Source organism: Pseudomonas sp. R1-18, assembly GCF_051132095.1.
Taxonomy (GTDB): domain Bacteria; phylum Pseudomonadota; class Gammaproteobacteria; order Pseudomonadales; family Pseudomonadaceae; genus Aquipseudomonas.
In genome coordinates, this window is record NZ_CP071658.1 from 1752882 (window position 1) to 1773555 (window position 20674).

At 56.7% G+C, this 20674-nt stretch carries 19 protein-coding genes and 2 pseudogenes; 10 read left to right on the forward strand and 11 right to left on the reverse strand.

Going from position 1 to position 20674, the window contains the following annotated elements; all coding sequences use genetic code 11:
- Positions 1–2: 2 nt before the first annotated feature.
- The 5 genes and pseudogenes from J3P77_RS08225 to J3P77_RS08245 all read right to left on the reverse strand — a co-directional run bounded on the left by J3P77_RS08225 (position 3) and on the right by J3P77_RS08245 (position 6602).
- Positions 3–641: a nucleoside/nucleotide kinase family protein gene (locus J3P77_RS08225; RefSeq protein WP_434680998.1), complete on the reverse strand. Its 639-nt coding sequence runs from the start codon at positions 639–641 to the stop codon at positions 3–5.
- Between the two features lie 1124 nt (positions 642–1765).
- Entirely contained in the window at positions 1766–2737 is a 972-nt protein-coding gene (locus tag J3P77_RS08230; protein ID WP_434681000.1) for a LysR substrate-binding domain-containing protein, read from the reverse strand.
- 452 nt (positions 2738–3189) lie between these two features.
- Entirely contained in the window at positions 3190–4647 is a 1458-nt protein-coding gene (locus J3P77_RS08235) for a YncE family protein (RefSeq protein ID WP_434681001.1), read from the reverse strand.
- Between the two features lie 43 nt (positions 4648–4690).
- Entirely contained in the window at positions 4691–5125 is a 435-nt protein-coding gene (locus J3P77_RS08240; RefSeq protein WP_434681004.1) for a DUF305 domain-containing protein, read from the reverse strand.
- A gap of 245 nt (positions 5126–5370) precedes the next feature.
- Positions 5371–6602 (reverse strand): annotated as a pseudogene (locus J3P77_RS08245) (alkene reductase).
- Positions 6603–6636: 34 nt separating this feature from the next.
- Between J3P77_RS08245 and J3P77_RS08250 the strand changes: the two are divergent.
- The 5 genes from J3P77_RS08250 (at position 6637) to J3P77_RS08270 (ending at position 11500) form a co-directional block, all read left to right on the forward strand.
- Entirely contained in the window at positions 6637–7587 is a 951-nt protein-coding gene (locus J3P77_RS08250; protein WP_434681005.1) for a LysR family transcriptional regulator, read from the forward strand.
- A gap of 825 nt (positions 7588–8412) precedes the next feature.
- Positions 8413–8931, forward strand: coding sequence for a DJ-1/PfpI family protein (locus tag J3P77_RS08255; protein WP_434681006.1), 519 nt, complete (start codon positions 8413–8415; stop codon positions 8929–8931).
- Between the two features lie 50 nt (positions 8932–8981).
- Positions 8982–9722: an SDR family oxidoreductase gene (locus J3P77_RS08260; protein WP_434681007.1), complete on the forward strand. Its 741-nt coding sequence runs from the start codon at positions 8982–8984 to the stop codon at positions 9720–9722.
- Positions 9723–9755: 33 nt separating this feature from the next.
- Positions 9756–10772: an alpha/beta hydrolase gene (locus tag J3P77_RS08265; protein WP_434681008.1), complete on the forward strand. Its 1017-nt coding sequence runs from the start codon at positions 9756–9758 to the stop codon at positions 10770–10772.
- 212 nt (positions 10773–10984) lie between these two features.
- Positions 10985–11500, forward strand: coding sequence for a hypothetical protein (locus J3P77_RS08270; protein ID WP_434681009.1), 516 nt, complete (start codon positions 10985–10987; stop codon positions 11498–11500).
- A gap of 225 nt (positions 11501–11725) precedes the next feature.
- On the opposite strand, the gene J3P77_RS08275 is transcribed toward J3P77_RS08270, so the two are convergent.
- On the reverse strand, positions 11726–13345 hold the full coding sequence (locus tag J3P77_RS08275) for a methyl-accepting chemotaxis protein (protein ID WP_434681011.1): 1620 nt from the start codon (positions 13343–13345) through the stop codon (positions 11726–11728).
- 465 nt (positions 13346–13810) lie between these two features.
- On the opposite strand from J3P77_RS08275, the gene J3P77_RS08280 reads away from it, so the two are divergent.
- The gene (locus J3P77_RS08280) at positions 13811–14395 is read left to right on the forward strand and encodes an adenylate kinase (protein ID WP_434681012.1); all 585 of its coding nucleotides are present in this window, start codon (positions 13811–13813) and stop codon (positions 14393–14395) included.
- A gap of 134 nt (positions 14396–14529) precedes the next feature.
- The gene (locus J3P77_RS08285; protein ID WP_434681013.1) at positions 14530–15162 is read left to right on the forward strand and encodes a LysE family translocator; all 633 of its coding nucleotides are present in this window, start codon (positions 14530–14532) and stop codon (positions 15160–15162) included.
- A gap of 71 nt (positions 15163–15233) precedes the next feature.
- On the opposite strand, the gene J3P77_RS08290 is transcribed toward J3P77_RS08285, so the two are convergent.
- From J3P77_RS08290 to J3P77_RS08305, 4 genes and pseudogenes are all read right to left on the reverse strand, one after another.
- Positions 15234–15416 carry a DUF1289 domain-containing protein gene (locus tag J3P77_RS08290; RefSeq protein WP_434681014.1) on the reverse strand — a complete coding sequence of 61 codons (183 nt, stop codon included), beginning with the start codon at positions 15414–15416 and terminating at the stop codon, positions 15234–15236.
- A gap of 12 nt (positions 15417–15428) precedes the next feature.
- Entirely contained in the window at positions 15429–15785 is a 357-nt protein-coding gene (locus J3P77_RS08295) for a hypothetical protein (protein ID WP_434681015.1), read from the reverse strand.
- Between the two features lie 32 nt (positions 15786–15817).
- Positions 15818–16746 (reverse strand): annotated as a pseudogene (gene dmeF, locus J3P77_RS08300) (CDF family Co(II)/Ni(II) efflux transporter DmeF).
- A gap of 19 nt (positions 16747–16765) precedes the next feature.
- Positions 16766–17041, reverse strand: a complete 276-nt coding sequence (locus tag J3P77_RS08305; RefSeq protein ID WP_434681017.1) for a metal/formaldehyde-sensitive transcriptional repressor — start codon at positions 17039–17041, stop codon at positions 16766–16768.
- Between the two features lie 325 nt (positions 17042–17366).
- Here J3P77_RS08305 and dusA point away from each other — a divergent pair, with 325 nt between their 5' ends.
- Both dusA and J3P77_RS08315 read left to right on the forward strand, forming a co-directional pair.
- Complete coding sequence (gene dusA, locus J3P77_RS08310) at positions 17367–18341, forward strand: tRNA dihydrouridine(20/20a) synthase DusA (protein WP_434681018.1); 975 nt, start codon at positions 17367–17369, stop codon at positions 18339–18341.
- A 104-nt stretch (positions 18342–18445) separates the two neighbouring features.
- Entirely contained in the window at positions 18446–18877 is a 432-nt protein-coding gene (locus tag J3P77_RS08315) for a universal stress protein (RefSeq protein WP_434681019.1), read from the forward strand.
- A gap of 90 nt (positions 18878–18967) precedes the next feature.
- Here J3P77_RS08315 and J3P77_RS08320 read toward each other — a convergent pair whose 3' ends face one another.
- On the reverse strand, positions 18968–19498 hold the full coding sequence (locus J3P77_RS08320) for an RNA polymerase factor sigma-70 (protein ID WP_434681021.1): 531 nt from the start codon (positions 19496–19498) through the stop codon (positions 18968–18970).
- Positions 19499–19850: 352 nt separating this feature from the next.
- Between J3P77_RS08320 and J3P77_RS08325 the strand changes: the two genes are divergently transcribed.
- Positions 19851–20609, forward strand: a complete 759-nt coding sequence (locus tag J3P77_RS08325; RefSeq protein WP_434681022.1) for a thioesterase II family protein — start codon at positions 19851–19853, stop codon at positions 20607–20609.
- Positions 20610–20674: the final 65 nt, after the last annotated feature.

The following is a 20674-nucleotide window of genomic DNA, read 5'->3' on the forward strand; positions in this document are numbered from 1 at the left end:
ACTCAGTCCCAGGGCAGCGCAAAGTCCGCGCGTTCCGCGTGACGCTCTATCAACCGGGCATTGGGTTCGTCCACCGTTTCGGCCCACGCCTGGGCTTGGATGAGGGTACGGCCGTAACGCTGATGGCGCTCTACAAGACGCGTCATCCGCGTCGTGCCGCTCACCTCCACGTACCAACGGTCATCGAACAGCTCGGCGATCCTCGCCCACGGGCCTTCAGGCAACAAGAGGTAATTGCCTTCGCTGATGACCAACTGGACCTCGCGGCCTACCGGAATGGCGTTGGCGATCGGTTCCTCTATCTCCCTGGCGAAATACGGCACGTAGACGGTGTCATCTTGAGGGGCCTTGAGCCTGAGCAGGGCCGCCCGATAGCCGTCCACGTCAAAGGTATCAGGCGCGCCCTTTCGTGCCTGCCGACCGAGCCGGGCCAGTTCCTGATTGGCCAAGTGATAACCATCCATCGGCACCACGACCGCCCTTGGCCCCAGTGCGGCCGCGAGCATGCGGGCTACCGTGGACTTGCCGGAGCCGGGCGTGCCCGCGATGCCCAGGAGCACGCGCTGGCCGCTGCGCATCAAGGCTTCGACCCGTTCGAGTGCGTGGGGTGGAAGGTGCAGGTTCGATTGCTCTGGCGACATAAGGCCTCCGGGGGAAAGGTAGTGCCTGGTTGATCGGTCCGCGTCTCTGTAACAGACCCCGCATGGCGTCGTGCGTTTGATAAGGCTGAGGTCTATAGCTGCCTTGAGCTGCTCAGCGGTAAGGAGATTTACAGTGCGACCGGGTGGGTGTTCTTCAGACGGACTGCTATCGATCGATAGCGGACGGTTTAATCCCCACCGTAGCCGCTGCTGAAGGCTGTGCTGGCTCGATCCGTCGAAGATTTTTTAGTGTGCTTACGACCCACCGCAGCCTGGCAATAGCGGCTAGTTCATGGGCTATTTTCGATGCTTCAGGCCGATCAAAGCGCGACAGTCCCGAGATTCGATACTTCCCTGCCTATAAGGCCAGCATGCTCGCTCTTTCATACTGGGCGATTGGCGTACGATCGTTAGCTTTACTTTCTTTGGAATCCCCTCCCGTGGGGAAGGATCAGAGCCGACGCGAAGGGCAAGTACGTTGTCAGCGCCTCTAGGAATGAAGTTCTGATCATTGAAGACGGTTTGCCGAGCCGTGTTTGCCGGCAGATGTATCTCCGATGATGCTTGAGATTGCGAGGACTCGAAATCTTGTCTCGACGGCATTCCACTGGCCCGAATCAGCTCTCCTTCGCCACCGATTGGGCTCGTCGACCGTTCGTATGTTGAGTCGATGCTCGCGGCTCGACTTACCAACTGGAGTGCACCTATCGTGGTTATGCTGCCAATCACCAGACAGATGGCCACATAGAAGGCTCCACGTTTGTGGTGTTTTCGAATGACTCGTTGCGGAGCATCGCTAATGTCAGCGTTCATTCATTCTCAGGCTCGTCCTTGAGGGAGCAAAAAGCGTCCTTCTCCTACGGGCTCAGCCCGCACGGTGGCGGGCTGGAGGACGCAACGGATTTTTCGAACGAATCGAAGCATATCAGAGCGATGCGACATGACTACTTTTGGCCGCCAGGCTTGCCTCCTGCAGCTGCTGCGATCACCGATCGAGAGCCCTTGATCCGGGCGTCATTCACGGCCGCTAGGGCGGCTGAAACGCCGACGTTAGGCCGATTTGCTCAGCAGAGCGATAGGCATCAGTGCAATCGTTCCAACTCCATTTCGCTAGTTATGGCGCTCTAACTTCGCAACTGCTTCGGAGTGTACGGGTCGGCAGTTAATAATGCGGAACACTGCATCTTGCCGGCATGCTCTTGGAGGAGCAAATCACATTGACTCTTTAGGGAGGCGTAGAGTAAACGCAAAGCTGGGGTGAACTGCTTACGATGGGGGCAGATAAAGCTCAGAGGGTATCGCTCTCCTACGACTGATGGAAGCAGGACCTCCAGATGGCCGGCCCTTACATCTTGGCAAACATCTATCCAAGATTTATAGAGTATCCCTTCGCCGGCTATCGCACACCGCCTGATAACATCGGCATCGTCGCTCAGCACCGGACCGCTGACGGTCACATGGTCGCTTCCTGAATCTCGAGGAAATACCCATTTGTCATAAAGCTTGCCGTTGAGGTGAAACCGCAGGCATGCGTGATCTCTGAGGTCCTGCACTGTTTCAGGGCGTCCGAAACGCTGAAGGTAGCTGGGCGCAGCAGCCACTACTCGTCGGTTTTCAGGCACCAGGGGCAATGCAACGTATTCTGCGCTCGGAACGGTGCCATATCGAACGGCAGCGTCGATAGGATCTCGAAAAATGTCGGACACTTGGTCGGACAGCATCAGTCGCAGCACCAAGCCTGGATTCGCTCGCCTGAATTCCAGCAGCCAAGGAAGCAGGACATTTCTTCCTAAGTCGGACGCGCTCGCTATCTGCAAAACGCCTTGAAGCTTCTGATCATCCTGTTGCAGGCCTGCTTTCCCCTCACTCAACGTGTTCAAAACCTCCCGCGCGTACGGAAGATAGCGCTCCCCCTCAGCGGTAAGGCGCAAACTCCTTGTAGATCGGGCAAACAGGCGCACGTCCAGCTCGCCTTCCAGACGCTTTATAGCCGCGCTGATCTGTGCAGGGAAGAGATCCATGTCCCTGGCCACAGTCGAAAAGCTGTCAACAGTCGCTACCCGAACGAAGATAGCTAGATCGTTAAATCTGATCATTCACAGTGCTCACTAGTATCAAATCCAGGATTTCACCGTTCCGTGAGGCGGCCCATGGTCCGCATTCACCTGCATGTTCTGTACCGTGCCGATGCGCTGCCTCGCCGGCGGCTATGATATCAACGCAGCTCGCACACTTGGCCCGCTGGGCGGTGGCAACGGTCCGGATGAACCCTATCGACGAAGCCATCATCGACTTCCACGGCTGAGGGACAGCCTTCAATGAGCCGCTGCGCGTCAAATTAAGCGTTCTCGCGTAAAAGGAACATGCGAGCCAACGGAAATTCAGAGTTTCCGTGGTGTCACAAATAACCGGACTGGCTCCCGATGGACGCATGACCTTGGCGCCGCGCTGGTTCAATTAATAACTACAGAACTCCGTCTTTGCCGCCGCTACCGCATGCATCACTAGGGCGCGAATGAACCTCATCGTTGAATGAATTCCAGAAAGCTTATTCCGCCTGGACTTGCACCGGTGCTCCGAGTTGGTCTGGTTTTCCAACCAAAACGACTAAATACCGACGCTGATCCGGAGTGTCGCTCTGAACGATCTGACGAATAGGGCCCACGGCATTTACGATTGCTGAACCCGCAGGGTTAGTCATGAACATTGCCAGCGGTTCAGTTTCGCCGGTACCGTTTTTTCGGTCAGACAGCGCCAATGTGTACGCCTGCTTCGGCTCCAGGCCCGTTACAGCAGCTTGCAAAACCTGGGTCAGCCCTTGGTTGAAAAGCGTCACGCTGGTCGGGGGCTGAGCGGCAGGGCCCGATGCTGCATCAAGTGCCAAGTGCGTTGCTTGCCCTGCGGGACCCAGCGGCTTGAGATTTTCGACAGCTGATCCATTCGTGACAGCGTTTGGTACATACGCAATGGCCTGGGGGCCTTGACCGATCGGAATGCTAGCAACGACCTTATTGGTCGAAGTATCGATGACCGCCAGAGCATCGGCGTTCTCCAGGCCAACGTAAACACGGGTGCCGTCGCCGGACGGCCATAAACCGTGTGGTAGCTTACCTACCGCAATCGTGGCAACCTTCTCAAACGTGTCGGTACGATAGACCTGAACCTCGTTCAAGCCGCCTGCTGTGATGTAGGCGAATACACCATTTCGCGTATCAACCAGGTTGACATGGTTAGCGATCGGACCGATGTCCAGCGTCTTGATTGTTTTGAACGGCGGCTTTGCGTCAAATACCTGGGCCTTTCCCACATCCTTGAGCATCAGCCAGACCTGCTTCCCGTCGGCGGAAGCCGCGATATTCGGGCAGAACGGGCTCGCTTGCTCTACACGACCCACGATCTTGTGGTCAGCGATAGCGACCACGACTGTTTCCGGGGTGAACGAAGAACAGATATAGCCATATTTCCCATCCGGGGAAAAAATCTGCATACCTGGGCCTGGGGGAGTCTTGATTCGGGTCTTCTCCGTGTAGGTCTTTGCGTCGATAACAGACACATAGTCTTCACCCCGAACAGTGACCCAGACTTCGCTACCGTCCGGTGTAAAAAACGCCTCATGTGGAGCTCTGCCGACATATGTCTTGTGCTTCACGGTATTGGTTTCGGTGTCGATGAAAGTCACCGAGTTGGTTCCGATAGACACCACGGCCAAGGTCTTGTGGTCGGGGGAGTAGCCCAGACCATGCACCAGCACCTCACCTTTATATAAAGGGCTCAGATTGCCTGGCTGCGGGTCACCCAGGCTTATCACCCCGAGAAGCTTGTTATCAGCCGGATCGGTGACCGATACAGTATTGGAAAATTGCTCGGAAGCGTAAACGCGGTCCTGGTGACTGACTGGGATATCTGCGGCAGAGGCGGGACCGGGAACTTGGCCCGCAAACACAGCGGACGATCCGGTGATCGCCAAGCAGACTAAAACGGTCAGGCGACATTGGGCTAACTTCATGTACTGCTCCTTTGCTTGATGTTGAATCATGGCCTCGAGGAGATCACTGGGGGACCGAGGGGGCTTGAGATGGCGACGAAATCGACGGCGGCAACGGTTCGCCGACTGCATGGCGCATTGCTGCAATTTCCTGTTGTTGACTGACAATTATTTCTTGCGCCATGCGTTTCAGTTGCTCGTTCTCGCCATACCTGAGCATTGTCATCGCCATGTCGATAGCGCCTTGATGGTGAGCTGTCATCTGGGTGACGAAATCTTGATCGATATCCCCTGTAGGTTTCTGATCCATGCCCTCCATCATCTTTTTCATAGAAGCATTGTTCTCAGCCACGAAAGCCTGGACATCACTCGGCGTCGCCATTGAGGGCGCAGGATGCTCATGGCCTGCGTGCCCAGAGGAGGTCACAATCCATCCCGCCGCGAGAAGCCCCACGGTGCAAAACAGCGTTCGTTGTTTTATCGTTTTGAAGCTTTTCACTCGCACATCCTCGATCTGAGTTAGTAGAGAGACGAATGACGCGGACTCTTATTCCCTCCGTGATCGTTTTAAATAGCAGGATTGTCGCCCGCGGTATGAGTCTCCGGCCGCTTCTCCACTTGGCCTCAACCAGGAATTCGCATTCCAGGCAAGCGCCGCGCGTTTTGCCGTAAGTCCTCTGAAGCTTGGTGGAGGGGTTAGCTGAGATCGGCAGAGTGTCTGCCAGCCCAGCGTGGAGTCCTTTCTCAGCAAGCGGCTGGTGCGAGCGAGGTCAGTCCGGGATAGTCGATATAACCCTCTTTCCCCTGAGTGAACCATGTCGACCTGTCCTCGGCTCTTAGAGGAACGCGCTGACGAAGCATTTCGGGAAGTTCGGGATTTGCGATAAAGGGCCGTCCAAAGGCAATGGCATCCGCGATGCCGCTTTCCATGACTAGCTCAGCGCGGGCCAAGTCGAAATCGGAATTGAGGATCAGCTTGCCCTTGAATGCTTTCCGGATAACGGCGGCGATGGGAGGGTATTCTGACACCCCAAAACTTCCATCCGCAGGCGGTTCCCGGAGTTCCAGGTGCGCTACTCCTATGTCCGACAGCATTTCGGCTGCGTGTACAAATAAAGGCAATGGATTGCTATCTCGCACACCTTGGTCGTAGCTGCTTGGAGTCAGGCGAACCCCGACCCTCTCAACTCCGATGGCGGCTGCAACCGCCCGCGTTACTTCACTCAGAAGCCTGACACGATTTCGATCGAGCCTCCGTAGATGTCGGTACGAAAATTACCGCTATCCCTGAGAAACTGGTCTATCAGATAACCATTCGCTGCATGTATCTGTACCCCGTCGAAGCCCGCCGACAAGGCATTCAGGGCCGCTTGGGCAAAATCAGCCAGAAGCGCGGGGATTTCCTCAAGCGGCAGTGCGCGCGCTTGAGAATAGGGTTGTTTGCCCGTGTATGTGTGAGCGAGGCCTGGCGCGGTTGTTACTGACGGACCAACAGGCTGTGCGCCGTCGAGAAAGCTGGGATGTACCACCCTGCCCATATGCCATAGCTGCGCGATCATTTTGCCGCCGGCCGCGTGGACCGCGTCCGTTACACGACGCCATCCATCGATCTGAGAGGCAGCCCATATTCCAGTCGCGTATGGCCAACCCAGACCTTGCTGGCTGATCCCGATAGCCTCGCTGATGATGAGGCCTGCTGAGGCCCGCTGCGCATAATAGTCAGCCATCATTTGCGTGGGAATGTGCTTTTGCGTTCCCCTGGCCCGCGTCATCGGGGCCATGATGACGCGGTTCTCGAGGTTAATCGCACCTAATGCCACCGGGTCGAACAGCGTATTCATACAGAAATCCCTCAAGGATGGGCTGCGGAAGCGACCTTCGTAGATCACCACAAGCAATGCTCTTCTGCGCTCTGCTGGTTGGCACCGGCGACGCGTCGGAAGTGATAGCGCTAACTTATAGCCTCGGGCTAACATTTATAATATGGCTCACAGGGGATTCACTTATTCCATGAAAGAACAAGTAGGTTTGGATAGGCTGACAGGCCTTATTGCTTTCGCTCGCACCGCGTCCTTGGGCAGCTACACTGCAGCAGCCCGGGATCTATCCGTCTCGCCATCTGCAATAAGTAAAAGCGTTCAACGCCTGGAGGAGCACTTCGGGTTAAAGCTGTTCAGCAGAACAACGCGATCGCTCACTCTGACCCCCGAAGGCCGGGAACTCTACGAACGTGCCTTACGGGTCATCCGGGAAATAGAAGAAATCGAGCAGGCGGCAGTGGCATCGCGAGGCGAGCCGTCAGGGGTTTTGAAGGTGACCGCTCCGTTGCCTATAGGTACAAATATCCTTGCCCCAGCTCTTCCGAGATTTCGGCAACGCTATCCAAAACTTGCAGTTGACCTGCGTCTGGGCGATCAGTTTTCAGACATCGTTGAACAGGGCATCGACGTCGCTATCAGAGTGGGAAATCTGGCCGACTCCAGGCTAGTCTCCAGATCCTTGGCTCCTCACCGGATATGTACATTTGCTTCACCGGCCTATCTCGCGAGAATGGGGAGGCCTCAGACCATAGAAGATCTTGTGAATCATGACAGCATCAACTTTCGTTACCAAAGTACGGGGCAGCCTCTACGCTGGCCTTTCCAGATTGGTGAGCGGATAGTTGAGGTGACGCCGAACCATTCGATGACCATTGACGCAAGCGATGCGGTGGCAGCTGCGCTCGCTGCGGGAGGCGGGATAGGTATCTCGCCGACCTATGTTGCGGCACCCTATGTAGAGCGCGGCGAGCTTGTCCCTGTGTTTCCTCAGTATGCCGTCGATCGATTTGTGATCACCGCCCTATGGCCAGACAGCCGACGAGGTAATCCGAACGTGAAGGCGTTCGTTAAGTTCTTGCAGGAAATATTTCCAAACCCGGCACCTTGGGATCTCGTTATAGAGAATGCTTCGTCCCAATAAACACTTCAGGGACGAGGCATTACATATTGCCGGCGAAAAGCCTCGCGCCATTTATCCACATATCTGTCACTTATGCGCCGAAACCTCCATCGACAGGAAGACTCGCGCCGGCCATATATGTCCGGCCTCCGGGCCCGCTATATAGGCTGCACTCGCTGCACTCGCTGCACGCGATCAAGCACGCATTGCGCTGGATCAAGCAGCGGAACAAGTTCTGTATCTCCTCGCTACGGTAGTGTCGCTCCCTGTCTGCGGGCGTTAACCATGCGGCCACGATCGACCAATCAAATGCATTTTTATTTAAATAGATGAGCGAGTAATCGATGCACCCTGCCAGTCGAGCAAGCTGCTCAAGCGCTGCGGTAATCTCAGAACACGCAACAGGAGAGACCGCCCTGAACTTGACTTTTATCTGGCTGTAACTTGTCAAAATCGTTGGACCTTCCAATGGCGGATACATTCGACACCTCACTGACCGTTTGAGCGCCTATATAAGTTGGGGCGCCGCCCGCTACTCCCATCGCAGCAAAAACTCATGACTGCTACGTGAAATGATCATATTTCCAAGCGAAGTGGAAAGGAACCCGCTTCAGCGTTTAGGACTTAAACAGTTAATGCTCAGGTAGCTACAGACCGCGGATACAGAGGGCTGCGGCCACTTACACTGGAATGATGCAGGTCCTTATCTTTGGCCAGGCTGTACTTCGCTGAGTTCTTCATCGATCCTTAACCAATCAATCACCGGCGCTCACGAAGAGGTCGTAGATGGCTAATCCGGTAACGCATTTACCAGGCAGTTGAACTGTTGCGCTGCAAGGACTTTTAATGAAAAAGTTGGCCATTATTGTGCCGCCCAGACGACTGGAATTCCCTACGCTTTTACATTGTCTTGCGGCATGGCGAAAGGAGTTCAATTTGCGAATTTTTTCCCTGCCATCGGTCGGGGCCGATAATCCAGGCTTTAGCGATATCTTGACAGAAGACCTTGCTGAGCTAGATGACGGATGCTTCGATGCTATCGCCGTAATGGATGGTGAAGGCACTCGCGAATATCTCTGGGATAACGAAAATATCGTAATTCAGCTTCAGCGATTCGACAACGCAAGAAAGCTCATCGCCGGGCTAGGTTATGGCTCGATAGTTCTCGCCCAGGCCGGTTTGCTGGTAGGTAAGGAAGCAAGCACCGCCGACACACCGGAAATGATAATTCAGCTTAAAAGCTATGGGGCTATCTTCGTGCCGAAAGATGTAGTGATCATCAAATGGATAGTCACGGGAAGCGGGAGAGATGCAGATGCTTTTGCTGAAGCGGTAGCAAATTGGTTACGACAGCCCCCAAGATAAGTTGGGTATGAGGTTGCGAATAGATCAACATCAGTGAGAGGAGCAACATAATGCATGAATCGATAGAAATGACAGCCGTGTTTGCAGGCAAAACAGTCGTAATAGTTGGTGGGACCTCCGGTATAGGATTAGCGGCGGCACGGCAGGCCAAAAAGCTCGGAGCCAAAGTTATCGTAGTCGGCCTGGATAAAGTTCGCTCGAGCAAAGCGGCGGAAGAAAACGGGTTTGACGATTGGCGCGCTGCAGATGTGACCAACAGCGAATCTCTAAACGAGGCGCTAAGGACGATCGACAGGGTCGATCACCTGGTACTTCTGGCTGGGACGTTCGTCGCCGGGAAAGTACTTGAGGCAGACGTTGCGTATCTGCGCAAGGCGTTCGATGAACGCATCTGGGCTGCCGTTCATGCGCTGAAAGCGGTTGAAGGTCGCTTGTCTCGGGACGGCTCAGTTACGTTTATTTCCGGATCGCTTGCAGATCGTCCTAACGCTCATGGGACTGCGGTGCTGGCAGCCGCGTCCGCAGCCATGGAAGCCTTTGCGCGAGGCTTGGCATTGGAGCTGGCCCCAATCCGCGTCAACACGCTTTCGCCCGGCCCCATTGATACGCCTCTGATAGCCAAGACTATGGGAGAGGGACGGGATGGATTCGTCGCTGCGCTGGAGAGCGCGCTTCCACTGCATCGGCTCGGCACTGCTGAAGAGGCTGGAGCGGCGGTAGTCTTTCTAATGCACAACGGGTTCATGAACGGCGCAACCATCAATGTCGATGGCGGTGCACGGCTGATCTGACCATTTTCTCACGTCCAATTGCTAGGGGGTCCTATGACAAAAATCTCTAACGCAGTACCTGCAATGATCGCTCTCTCCGTTGGCTCCGCGATGGCAGAAAGCAATCCGGTGCCTGAGCACACTACTCAGGCGTTCCTCGCTGCACTGGCTGCGGGTGGTGGAAAGCCGCTTGAGCAAATGGCTCCTGTCGACGCACGAGCGGTACTGACGGGAGCCCAGAACTCCGTAAAGGTCGACATGTCCGGCATTGAGGTTTCCGACAAGACAATTTCTGTCGACGGGAAAGAGATCAGGCTGAAAGTGATCCGTCCAGAAAATGTAAAAGGCGTTCTGCCAGCGTTTATGTTCTTCCATGGAGGCGGCTGGGTGCTGGGAGACTATCCAACTCATGCCCGCCTGATCCGTGACCTGGTGGTCTCGTCGGGGGCTATCGCAGTGTATGTGGACTATACGCCGTCGCCGGAAGCTCGATATCCAACTGCGATTAACCAAGCCTATGCTGCGACGAAGTGGGTCGCCGAAAATGGTCAGCAAATTCACGTTGATGGCAAACGCCTAGCGGTAGCGGGTAACAGCGTGGGCGGCAATATGGCAGCTGTCGTCAGCATCATGGCTAAAGAAAAAGCGACGCCGAAACTGCGGTTCCAACTCCTGCTGTGGCCTGTGACGGATTCAAACTTCGAAACCGGCACTTACAAACAGTTCGCTGATGGACATTTCCTGACCAGGAATATGATGAGTTGGTTTTGGGACAACTACACCACAAGCGCCGCCGAACGCTCACAGATTCATGCGTCTCCGCTCAGGGCCTCTCTTGAGCAGCTCAAAGGGCTGCCTCCAGCCTTGATACAGACCGCAGGACTCGACGTGTTGCGTGATGAGGGAGAGGCTTACGCCCAGAAGCTGGATGCCGCTGGCGTTGACGTGACCGCAGTTCGCTACAACGGCATGATCCATGACTATGGTCTCCTCAATCCGTTAAGTAACGTGCCGGAAGTAAAAGCCTCTATGAGGCAAGCCGGGAGCGAGCTCCGAGCTCACCTTAACTGATGCCGCCTGCTGGCTGAGCGCAGCCAGCAGATGCTGACGCTACATCGAAGCCGGTCTGTGTAAGACCGGCAACACTGCAAGGTCAGGAGGGACAAGTTATGACGGGCTTGACGCATAAATGCGCGTTGGCAATGTTATCGGCCTGCATCCTGTTTGCCGGTTGCGTAGCGCCTCGGTCTGCATCACATAGTCCACCTGTGCAGCTAGAGCCGTTGGGCCAGACCATCCCCCGAAGTACTGAGCGCACCGCGACGATCGAGCGAATTATCGCCAATGACCCAGTTGTTATTTCATCGCACAAGCCGGTACTCAAGCCGACACAAAGTAACGATAGTCGTATTGCCGTGTTGCGTAAGGAGCTCGGATTCACGTTACCTGACAGCTATTGGGAGCTTTACAAGCAAAACCTGGAAGCCCTTCAATTCGACCTTGACCATCAGCATGATGCCGCCCGCGCGCAATACATCAGGACTTACAGCGACGAGTTGGATCGGGTAGACGGCAGCACGCTTCAGGTGATATCGACCGCACCCGAAACATTGGATGAAAAAACCAGGCAACAATGGAGTACGCGGATGAGCGATCGACTCATACAGTACGTAATGACCAGTGAGGCATCATTCAAGATTGCAACGCAGGCCCATTTGGACCGCATGGCCGCTATGGACCGGCAATACGATGTCTGTGCGCTAAAAGCTGATTGTTGGGACGCCCCAGCTCGCAAATAGAAACGGAATAGCCGTCTTTGGGTCGCTATAGCTGACGGCTGGCTATCGACCGTTAGCCCATCCTCACCACATCTTCTGTTCGACTTAAAAGGTTTCGGCAACAGATCGAGCGTAGCTAATCATTTGCTGTCGCTCGTCCTCCGACTGCGTCCACCTGGCAGGCTTGTCCGCTAGCGGTTGATCTGACTCCAGAGAAACTGGCGTGGATCGACCGCTGTTCAGGCGTCAGACCGAGAAGCGGGCAACCAGGGTGTTCAGGCTGGTGGCCAGTTTCGATAGCTCCTGGCTGGCTGCGCTGGTCTGGTTTGCGCCGTCAGAGGTCTGCACGGCCAGGTCGCGAATGTTGACCAGGTTGCGGTCGACCTCACGGGCGACTTGCGCTTGTTCCTCGGAGGCGCTGGCGATAACAAGGTTTCGTTCGCTGATCTGGTTAATGGCATCGGTGATGCGGTCCAGCGCTCCACCAGCGTCCTGAGCGATTTCCAGCGTCTGGCGAGCCCGCTGCGTGCTGGTTTGCATGGCATCCATGGCACCGGCCGAGCCTTTCTGAATAGTCCCTACCATCTGCTCGATTTCCTGCGTCGATGTTTGCGTGCGATGTGCCAATGCACGCACTTCATCGGCCACCACCGCAAAACCTCTGCCGGCCTCACCCGCTCGCGCCGCTTCGATTGCCGCGTTCAGCGCCAGCAGATTGGTTTGCTCGGCAATGGCGCGAATCACGTCGAGCACCTTGCTGATGTTCGTCACACCATCGCCGAGGTTTTTGACTTCCTCGGAGGTGCGGATGACGTCATCAGAAAGAAGGCGGATGGACTCCACAGTTTTCGAAACCTGTTGCTGGCCATGCTTGGCGGTCTGAGTCGACTCCTTGGACGCTTCAAAGGTAGCGACGGCGTTGCGCGCCACTTCATCCACTGCAGCCGTCATTTCGTTAACCGCTGCGGCGGCTTGCTCGATCTCATGGTTCTGTTGATGCAGCCCGCGGGTTGAGTCTTCCGTAACGGCATTCAACTCCTCGGCGGCAGAGGCCAGCTGGTTCGAGGAATCGGCAATGTTAAGAATGGTGCTCTTCAAGTTCTGTTGCATAGTTTGCAGAGCGTTGAGCAATTGGGCCGGTTCATCTACACCCGCAGCGTCGAACGACTCGGTGAGGTCCCCTTTGGCGATGACTTGCGCCACTCGTACCGCCTGCGTCAGTGGCCGCGTGATGCTCCTGGTAAACAGCAAGGCCATGAGCCCGGTCGACACTGCGGCCACGATGATGAATGCGAATACCCCGGTTATAGCTTCCGCATAGGCTTGATCGGCCTGCTGATCAGAGTCGGTCGCGCCGTCCTGGTTGATCTTGGTAAGCGCGGCCATTTGCACGCTTAACTCATCAGACGCCTTCTTATACTTGCCACCCAGCAACGCGAGCATATCGCCGGGTTTGTCTGCGTTGGAAAGCTGGACCAGTTCACCACTGACCGCGTTGTACTCGCCGACCAGTTTTTTGAAGCTCTGGTACTGCGCTCGCTCCACGTCATCGTCGATGAGCTTTTCGTAGCGCGTCATCGCTTCGACGAGCTGTCCGTTCAGTTCCGCGATGCGAGCCATTGTGACGCGCACCTTGGCGTCCTCACGGTCAACAAAAAGGCGATAAGCCGTGATGCGCAAACGCAGCATGGACTCGTTAATAGCATTGAGGGCCGAGAGGCTTGGAATACCCTTGTCGGAAAGGTCTTCACCCTGCGTACGCACGCTCTTGAGCTGATACATGGCGAACAGACCCAGCAGAATGACCAGCGCACCAATAATGGAGAAACTGATCAGGGCTCTTGGGGCGATTTTAAGCTGGCGCATGGGTTGTTCCCGGCGTTAGGGGCGTATGCAATGTATCGCCTGAAACGGGGTAATCATGAGGAGCAAACGGGGAAAGTTCACTTCCCTGCTTTAACGGTCTGAATTTGACCGGTTGGTCCGGTCGACCGCGATCGCCAGCAAGCTAGCTCCCACGCATTGCGGCGCGCCTTGGCCCGTGGGAGGGAGCTTGCTCGCGACTGCAGTCTGGCTGAACCTGCATTTCAACTGGATGACCGCAATCGCCAGCAAGCTGCCTCCCACAGAAGCCGCGTCCTGCCGGCTCTTTCGAATCCGGCGCAGTCGAAGTGGAACGACTTCAGCCGCAAAAAGGCTGCGGGAATCGACCCATAGTTGCCGGTGGCTAATCGTAGAAAACCGTCGTTCAGAGTCGGAGCAACCGTGAAACCCAGACGGGGTCGGGATATCCTGCTGGTCCCGAACCGGACTTGCATTCATGGAGGAAAAATGCGGATTTATATTACAGGCGCTTCGTGCGCGGGCGTAACCACTTTGGGTCGTAACCTCGCAACGTTGCTCGGTGTGCAACACGCCGATGTTGATGATTCTTTCTGGATGCCCACGAACCCACCTTTTACAACCAGACGACCCGTCGATGAGCGCGTGCTATTGATACAGCAGAAACTCGGTAAGAGTGATTGGGTGCTGACCGGCTCTTGTATGGAATGGGGCGACGCGCTGATCGCAGGTGCCGACCTGATAGTTTTCGTCGTTACGGCAGCAGCTGTTCGGCTTGAGCGGCTGACTGCACGTGAAGAAGCACGCTTCGGAGATCGAATAGCTCCGGGTGGCGACATGCATGGAACCCATGTGGCTTTTCGGGAGTGGGCGTCGCAGTACGACAATCCGAATTTTTCAGGACGTAACCGAGCATGGCACGAGGCGTGGCTATCAAGGCAAACGTCACCGGTCGTGCGCATTGACGGCACGAACAATCCAGAAAATATGGCTGCGCAAGTCATCCGCGCGTTGTCAGCAGCATTGCAGCAACCCAAAAATGGGACGGCTGAGATATACCCGACAACAGGCTAGTGATGTCACCTTAAATCAAGAGCTGCCGGTCGCCGCCAGCAGACTTTCATTCGCGGCCAAATACACATAGCGGAATCTATGGTAAATCTGCGCAGCCCGGGATGATCCGGCCTCGTTTGTCCAGGAGATGTGGAATGCTGGAATCAGCCGACGTTCTGGCCTTCGCCGCTATCGCACTGGGCATGGTGCTCACCCCCGGCCCTAACATGGTGTACTTGATCTCTCGGTCAATTTGCCAAGGGAGAGCAGCTGGATTGATCTCGCTTGGCGGGGTTGCGCTCGGCTTTATCTTCTACATGCTGTGCGCTGCGTTCGGCATCACTGCGCTGGTGCTTGCGGTGCCATTCGCCTATGACACTATCCGTTTCGCCGGAGCCGTCTACTTGTTGTGGCTGGCTTGGCAAGCCGTACGCCCGGGCGGGCGTTCGCCCTTTGAAGTGAGGAGCCTTCCGAAAGACAGTCCTCGCAAGCTTTTCCTCATGGATTTTCTAACGAATCTGCTAAATCCTAAGGCCGCTGTCCTGTACCTGTCGCTGCTACCCCAATTTATCGAACCGGCAAACGGCAGCGTGCTGGGCCAGGCACTTGCCCTGGGTACAATCCAGATCAGTATCAGCGTGTTGGTCAATGCGCTGATCGCCATGTCCGCTGCTTCGGTAGCACTGTTCTTCATTCGCCGTCCGGGTTTTGCGTTGGTTCAACGCTGGATAATGGGAACGGTGCTCGCCAGTCTCGCAATCAAAATGGCAGTCGAGGCGCGGCGGTGATGAGCTGCGCCATCCCCTGACTTGCATCGATTCCCAACGCAATCGATCCGAAGTTAATCCACAACAAGCAACTATGGCTGCACTTTCTTCAGCGCCTTCATCTGCAGATTCGCCCTTTTAACGGCAGCCATTTTTTCCGGTCGCTTCATGCGTTTCCACTTCCTGATGTCTTCTTTACTTCGCCCGCAGCTCACGCACAGGTCACCACTCAACTGGCAAACCGAGATACAGGGATTTTCAATTTCTTTAGCCATGTCAGTCTCTGCTTACCGTGTCCGGGCCAGGCGCTTTTGCCAATTACCACCATGGGCGCGGGCGCATTCTTCCTCGGAGTCGAAGTGGACCTGGCGGTCTGAAAGATTCAGATCGATGTCAGCCTCCCTCAATGCGATGGCGATCAGTTCGAAAATACGGGCTTTGGCGTTGACCAGGGCAAGTTCTTTATCAGCCACGGTTTCGAACACCCAGACTACCCTCAGGGTTTCAGCCAGCGCGGCGAGGTCCGCGGTGTGGGTGAGCCAGGTAAAGCCGCCGATCTCGGTTTTTGCTGTTTCGCAGGCCTCGGTAAGCGTGGCGATCAACCGACGTTCGATCCGTGCGAGTTCGCGTTTCCCTTGGGGCATTGGGGTTTCCTTTGAAAGCGGTGGGCATCGAGTCAGGCGAGGCGAAACTCGACCGTCAGATGGCTGACTTCGTGGACTGGCTTGAGGCGTTCACGAATGCTGTCGGCGCTCGTGGTCGGCTCGCCCAGAACGCTGACGATGGCTGCATGGGCTTGCGGTCCGACCCGCCAGACATGCAAGTCGGTGATGGTGGCATCCCCCGGCTTCTCCACAAGCTCGCGGATTTCCTCGGCCACGTGCGTATCTGTCTGGTCCAGCAGTACGCTTGCGGTGACACCCATCAAGGTCCATGCCCAGCGCGCAATGACGACTGCGCCGACAAGGCCGATGACCGGGTCCAGCCAGACCCAGCCGAGATAGCGGCCGGCGAGCAGTGCGGCAATTGCCAGGACGGAAGTCAGCGCGTCCGCGACGACGTGGGCATACGCCGATTTCAGATTGTTGTCGTCCCCATGGTGGGCATGGCCGTGATCGTGATGGTCGTGCTCATGAGTGTGCCCATGATGGTGTCCATGACCCAGCAGCAGAGCGCTGATGATGTTGACTATAAGACCGGCAATCGCAATAAGCGTGGCGGTGCCGAACTGAACGTCCGTCGGTTGCAACAGACGTATGACCGATTCAATCGCGATCCCCAGTGAGACCATTCCGAGGATCAACGCCGAGGCGAAACCGCCCAGGTCTCCGACTTTCCCGGTACCGAAACTGTAGCGTTGGCTGGAAGCGTGGCGTTTTGCGTATCCGTAGGCCGCCGCTGCGATGCCCAGTGCGCCGGCATGTGTCGCCATATGAAAGCCGTCGGCCAGTAGTGCCATCGAGCCTGTGATGTACCCGGCAGCGATCTCGCCAATCATCATCAGAACCGTCAGAGCCACGACCCATAGCGTACGCCTGCATTTTCGTCGTGCGACGCGCCAAGGAAAACGTGGTCATGCGTATAGCGTGTGTTGATATTGCTCATGATTACTCGTCCCGTTCGGTCACTTCGAGTAACGGCGAATGGCTTGCAGAAGCTCTTCAACGCCCTTGCTGCGCTCGTCTTCGCTGAGCGCCGGGTTGACGACATGTGCGTACGCGTGCTCCTCGATAATTTCGTCCATCAAGCCATTGATGGCTCCCCGAGTGGCGGCAACAAGATGCAGTGTTTTCGCGCAATCGAGATCCGATTCCAATGCGCGTTCAACCGCCTGGATCTGTCCGGCGATACGCCTGACGCGGTTGAGAAGATCTGCTTTGTTGGTTGCGATGTGGCCCATGGGATACCCCGTACTCATATGCTGCGCATGATAGGCATACCCCCTATACCTATACAACGCCTGATCGGCTTTGACCTTTGGCCGCAATGGATGCACCTGCCCAAGCCACCCGCAGCCGAACGTTCGGCTTTCCTGATAAACTGTTGCCCCTCCGCGCAGGCCCCATCCGGGCACCTGCGGGTAAAGGTGACCCGATGTTTGCCATGGCCCCTGACCGTTTGCTGAATCCTGGCAACGAGCGAGAGGGCAGGTGGAAGGGAGTAAACAATAGTTAATGAGTGATTTGTAAATGCACGCGGAACAAGCAGAAAACCTCGCTTCCCCAATGAAACCGGTAGATAGGAGGTTTTCTGTTGCGCCGATGATGGACTGGACCGATCGCCACTGTCGGTTCTTCATGCGCCTGCTGTCGAAGAACGCGCTGCTCTACACCGAGATGGTAACGACCGGCGCGCTGTTGCATGGCGACCGGGAGCGGTTTTTGCGGCATGACGAAGCGGAGCATCCGCTGGCGTTGCAATTGGGTGGTAGCAATCCTGCGGACCTCGCGGCCTGCGCGGTCATGGCGCAGGAAACCGGCTATGACGAGGTCAACCTGAACGTCGGTTGCCCAAGCGACCGGGTGCAGAACAACATGATCGGCGCGTGCCTGATGGCGCATCCGGAGCTGGTGGCCGATTGTGTGAAGGCCATGCGTGATGCGGTGAGCATTCCGGTCACGGTCAAGCACCGGATCGGCATCAATGGTCGCGACAGCTACGCCGAGCTATGTGACTTCGTCGGCAAGGTGCATGAAGCCGGTTGCCAGAGTTTCACGGTGCATGCCCGGATCGCGATTCTGGAAGGCCTGTCGCCCAAGGAAAACCGCGATATTCCTCCGCTGCGTTATGACGTGGTGGCAAAGCTCAAGGCGGACTTCCCGGCGCTGGAAATCGTGCTCAACGGCGGTATCAAGACCCTGGAGCAGTGCGAAGCACATCTGCAGACGTTTGACGGCGTGATGCTCGGCCGCGAGGCTTACCACAACCCCTGGCTGCTGGCCGAGGTGGACCGCCGTCTGTTCGGTGAGACCACGCCGGTGCTCGGTCGCGCCGAAGCGCTGGAAGCGCTGCGACCTTACATCGCCGCGCATATCGAGAGCGGCGGTACCATGCACCACATCACCCGCCATGTGCTGGGCCTGGGGCTGGGTTTCCCCGGCGCGCGGCGGTTCCGGCAGCTGCTGTCGGTCGACATCCACAAGGCCGAAAACCCGCTGCAGTTGCTTGATCAGGCGCAGGCATTTCTCGCGGGGCACTGAATATTCATCGCGGGTTTGCCCTGGATCAATCCACCCGCAGTTAGCGATGGCAGCAGGCACACTTGAAGACTATGTTGAACACACACCCTTCAAGGAGAGCTGACATGCACAAGGTTCTGGTTCCATTCGATGGTTCGGAGCACTCCAGACGCGCGCTGGATTACGTGATCGGCCTGGCTGGCAAACTTGTCCAGCCGCCTGAAGTGCATATCTTCAACGTCCAGGCCAGCCCGATCGTGTACAGCGACTATCTGGCGCCGGACATGATCGAAGGGGTGAAAGCCGGTCTGTATAACGAAGCCAATCGTGTGCTGGGCGAGGGGATCAAGCGTCTGACAGCGGCCGGCATCAACTTCGAGTCTCACGTGGACCTCGGCAACGTGGCCGAGCAGGTCAAGGCGGAGGTCACCCAGCTGGGGTGCGACACTGTCGTCATGGGCACTCGCGGCCTGGGCAGTTTTGGCGGGCTGTTGCTCGGCTCGGTTGCCAACCGGATAGTCCACGAAGTGTCAGTGCCGGTGATCCTGATCAAATAGCCCGTCGCGCGGGGCTATTCCATCAAGCTTCAGCCACAAAAAATCCGGGACTCAGGCCCGGATTTTTTTTGCTGTCGAAACCTCTCGGGCTCAGTCGCGAGCGCCGCTGCTCTTGCGGCAATGGATCAGCGCATCGCGAATCATGAAGTTGACCAGAGTAGGGGAGACGCCGAGTTCCTTGGCAATGTCCTTCTGCGGAACACCGTGCAGGCGATACATCTCGAACGCGTAGCGGGTTCGCGCCGGCAGCTCGCCCAGCGCGTCGGCGATCTTTTCCAGGCTGGCGAAATTGATGTGTGAAGTTTCCGGCGAAGCGCCCTGGATGACCACGTTCAAGCCTTCGGCTTCCGGGCCGGTGTACTTTTGCTCCAGCGCCTGCTTGCGGTAATGGTCGATGGCCAGGTTACGCACGATCTGAAACAGATAGCTGAGCTGCGCCTTGAACGACAGTGTTACCTGCGGCGCGGAACGCAGTCGGAAGAAGGCGTCCTGCACCACATCCTCTGCCCGCGACCGGCAACCCACGATCCGCGCGGCGATCTTGACCAGCAGCAGATAGTTGTCGACGAAAGCCTGCAACAGGGGCGAGTCGCATTTTTTTGTGAATGCTTGATCCGTCATTGAATTCACCTTGCTGCTGAACCATTTATGAAGCCAGGTCATGTAGAAAGCCAGGCCATGCAAGAAGCGCCACGCGGTCGGCAGTGCGCTCTGATGGGTCGACAAATTAGTATTAATGATAATTATTGTCAAATGCGAAATTGAATCAGTGCGCTGCAAGGGTGCACTACGCCAGTGGCTGCACTCAGGGCGTGCACCGGTGCAGATGCGACTAATTATTTCGAGACTCCATCCGTTTTCATGGGTGACACGCCAGCCCTCGGCTGCAGGCATCACTTCAGGAGAACACCATGGGTTTCGACCGCGCGTATCGCCGCTTTGACTTGGGCTTGAGCCACAAGCGGAGCCTTTCATGAACTCGCCGACCAGTCTGAAACTGTTCTGTCTGCCTTACTCCGGCGCCAGCGCCATGTTCTACAGCCCGTGGCGGCGCAAGCTGCCGGAATGGCTGATAGTTCGCCCACTGGAGCTGCCGGGCCGTGGCATGCGCATGGACGAGCCGTTGCAGACCGATATCGCAGCGCTGGCCGCTCATCTGGCCGACGAAATCGCCGACGAACTGGACACCCCTTACGCGCTGTTCGGCCACAGCCTGGGTGGTCTGCTGGCATTCGAACTGGTTCATGCGCTGCGGGCCAGAGGTCTGCCCGCGCCACTGGCGCTGTTCGTGTCAGCGACTGCCGGGCCGGCGCGGCGTGATGTCAGTGACTACGCCGTTGAAAAGTCTGACGCCCAATTGCTCGACCGCCTGCGCGAACTGCAAGGCACCAGCGAAAGCGTGCTGGCCAACACCGAACTCATGCAACTGATGCTGCCCATCCTGCGCGCCGATTTTCTGCTGTGCGGCAGCTTCGCCTACGGCGAACGCGCGCCGCTCGATACGCCCATCCATGTCTTCGGGGGCAAGCAGGACAGCGTCAGCGTCGAGGAGCTGCTCGACTGGCAGGAAGAGACCCTTACCGGTTTCTCTCTGGACATGTTCGAGGGGCATCACTTCTATCTGGTCGAGCAGCAGGCAGCGCTGCTGCGTCAACTGCGGCGATACGCCGAGCAGCACCTGGCGCGCTGGCGCAACGGTTCGGCGCCCCGGCCCGCTCGCGCCGCTGGCTGACCCCGGCTCGCGCCCGTCCCACAGGGCGACATAGAAATCCAGACCCTTTTGGCAAGCCGAACACA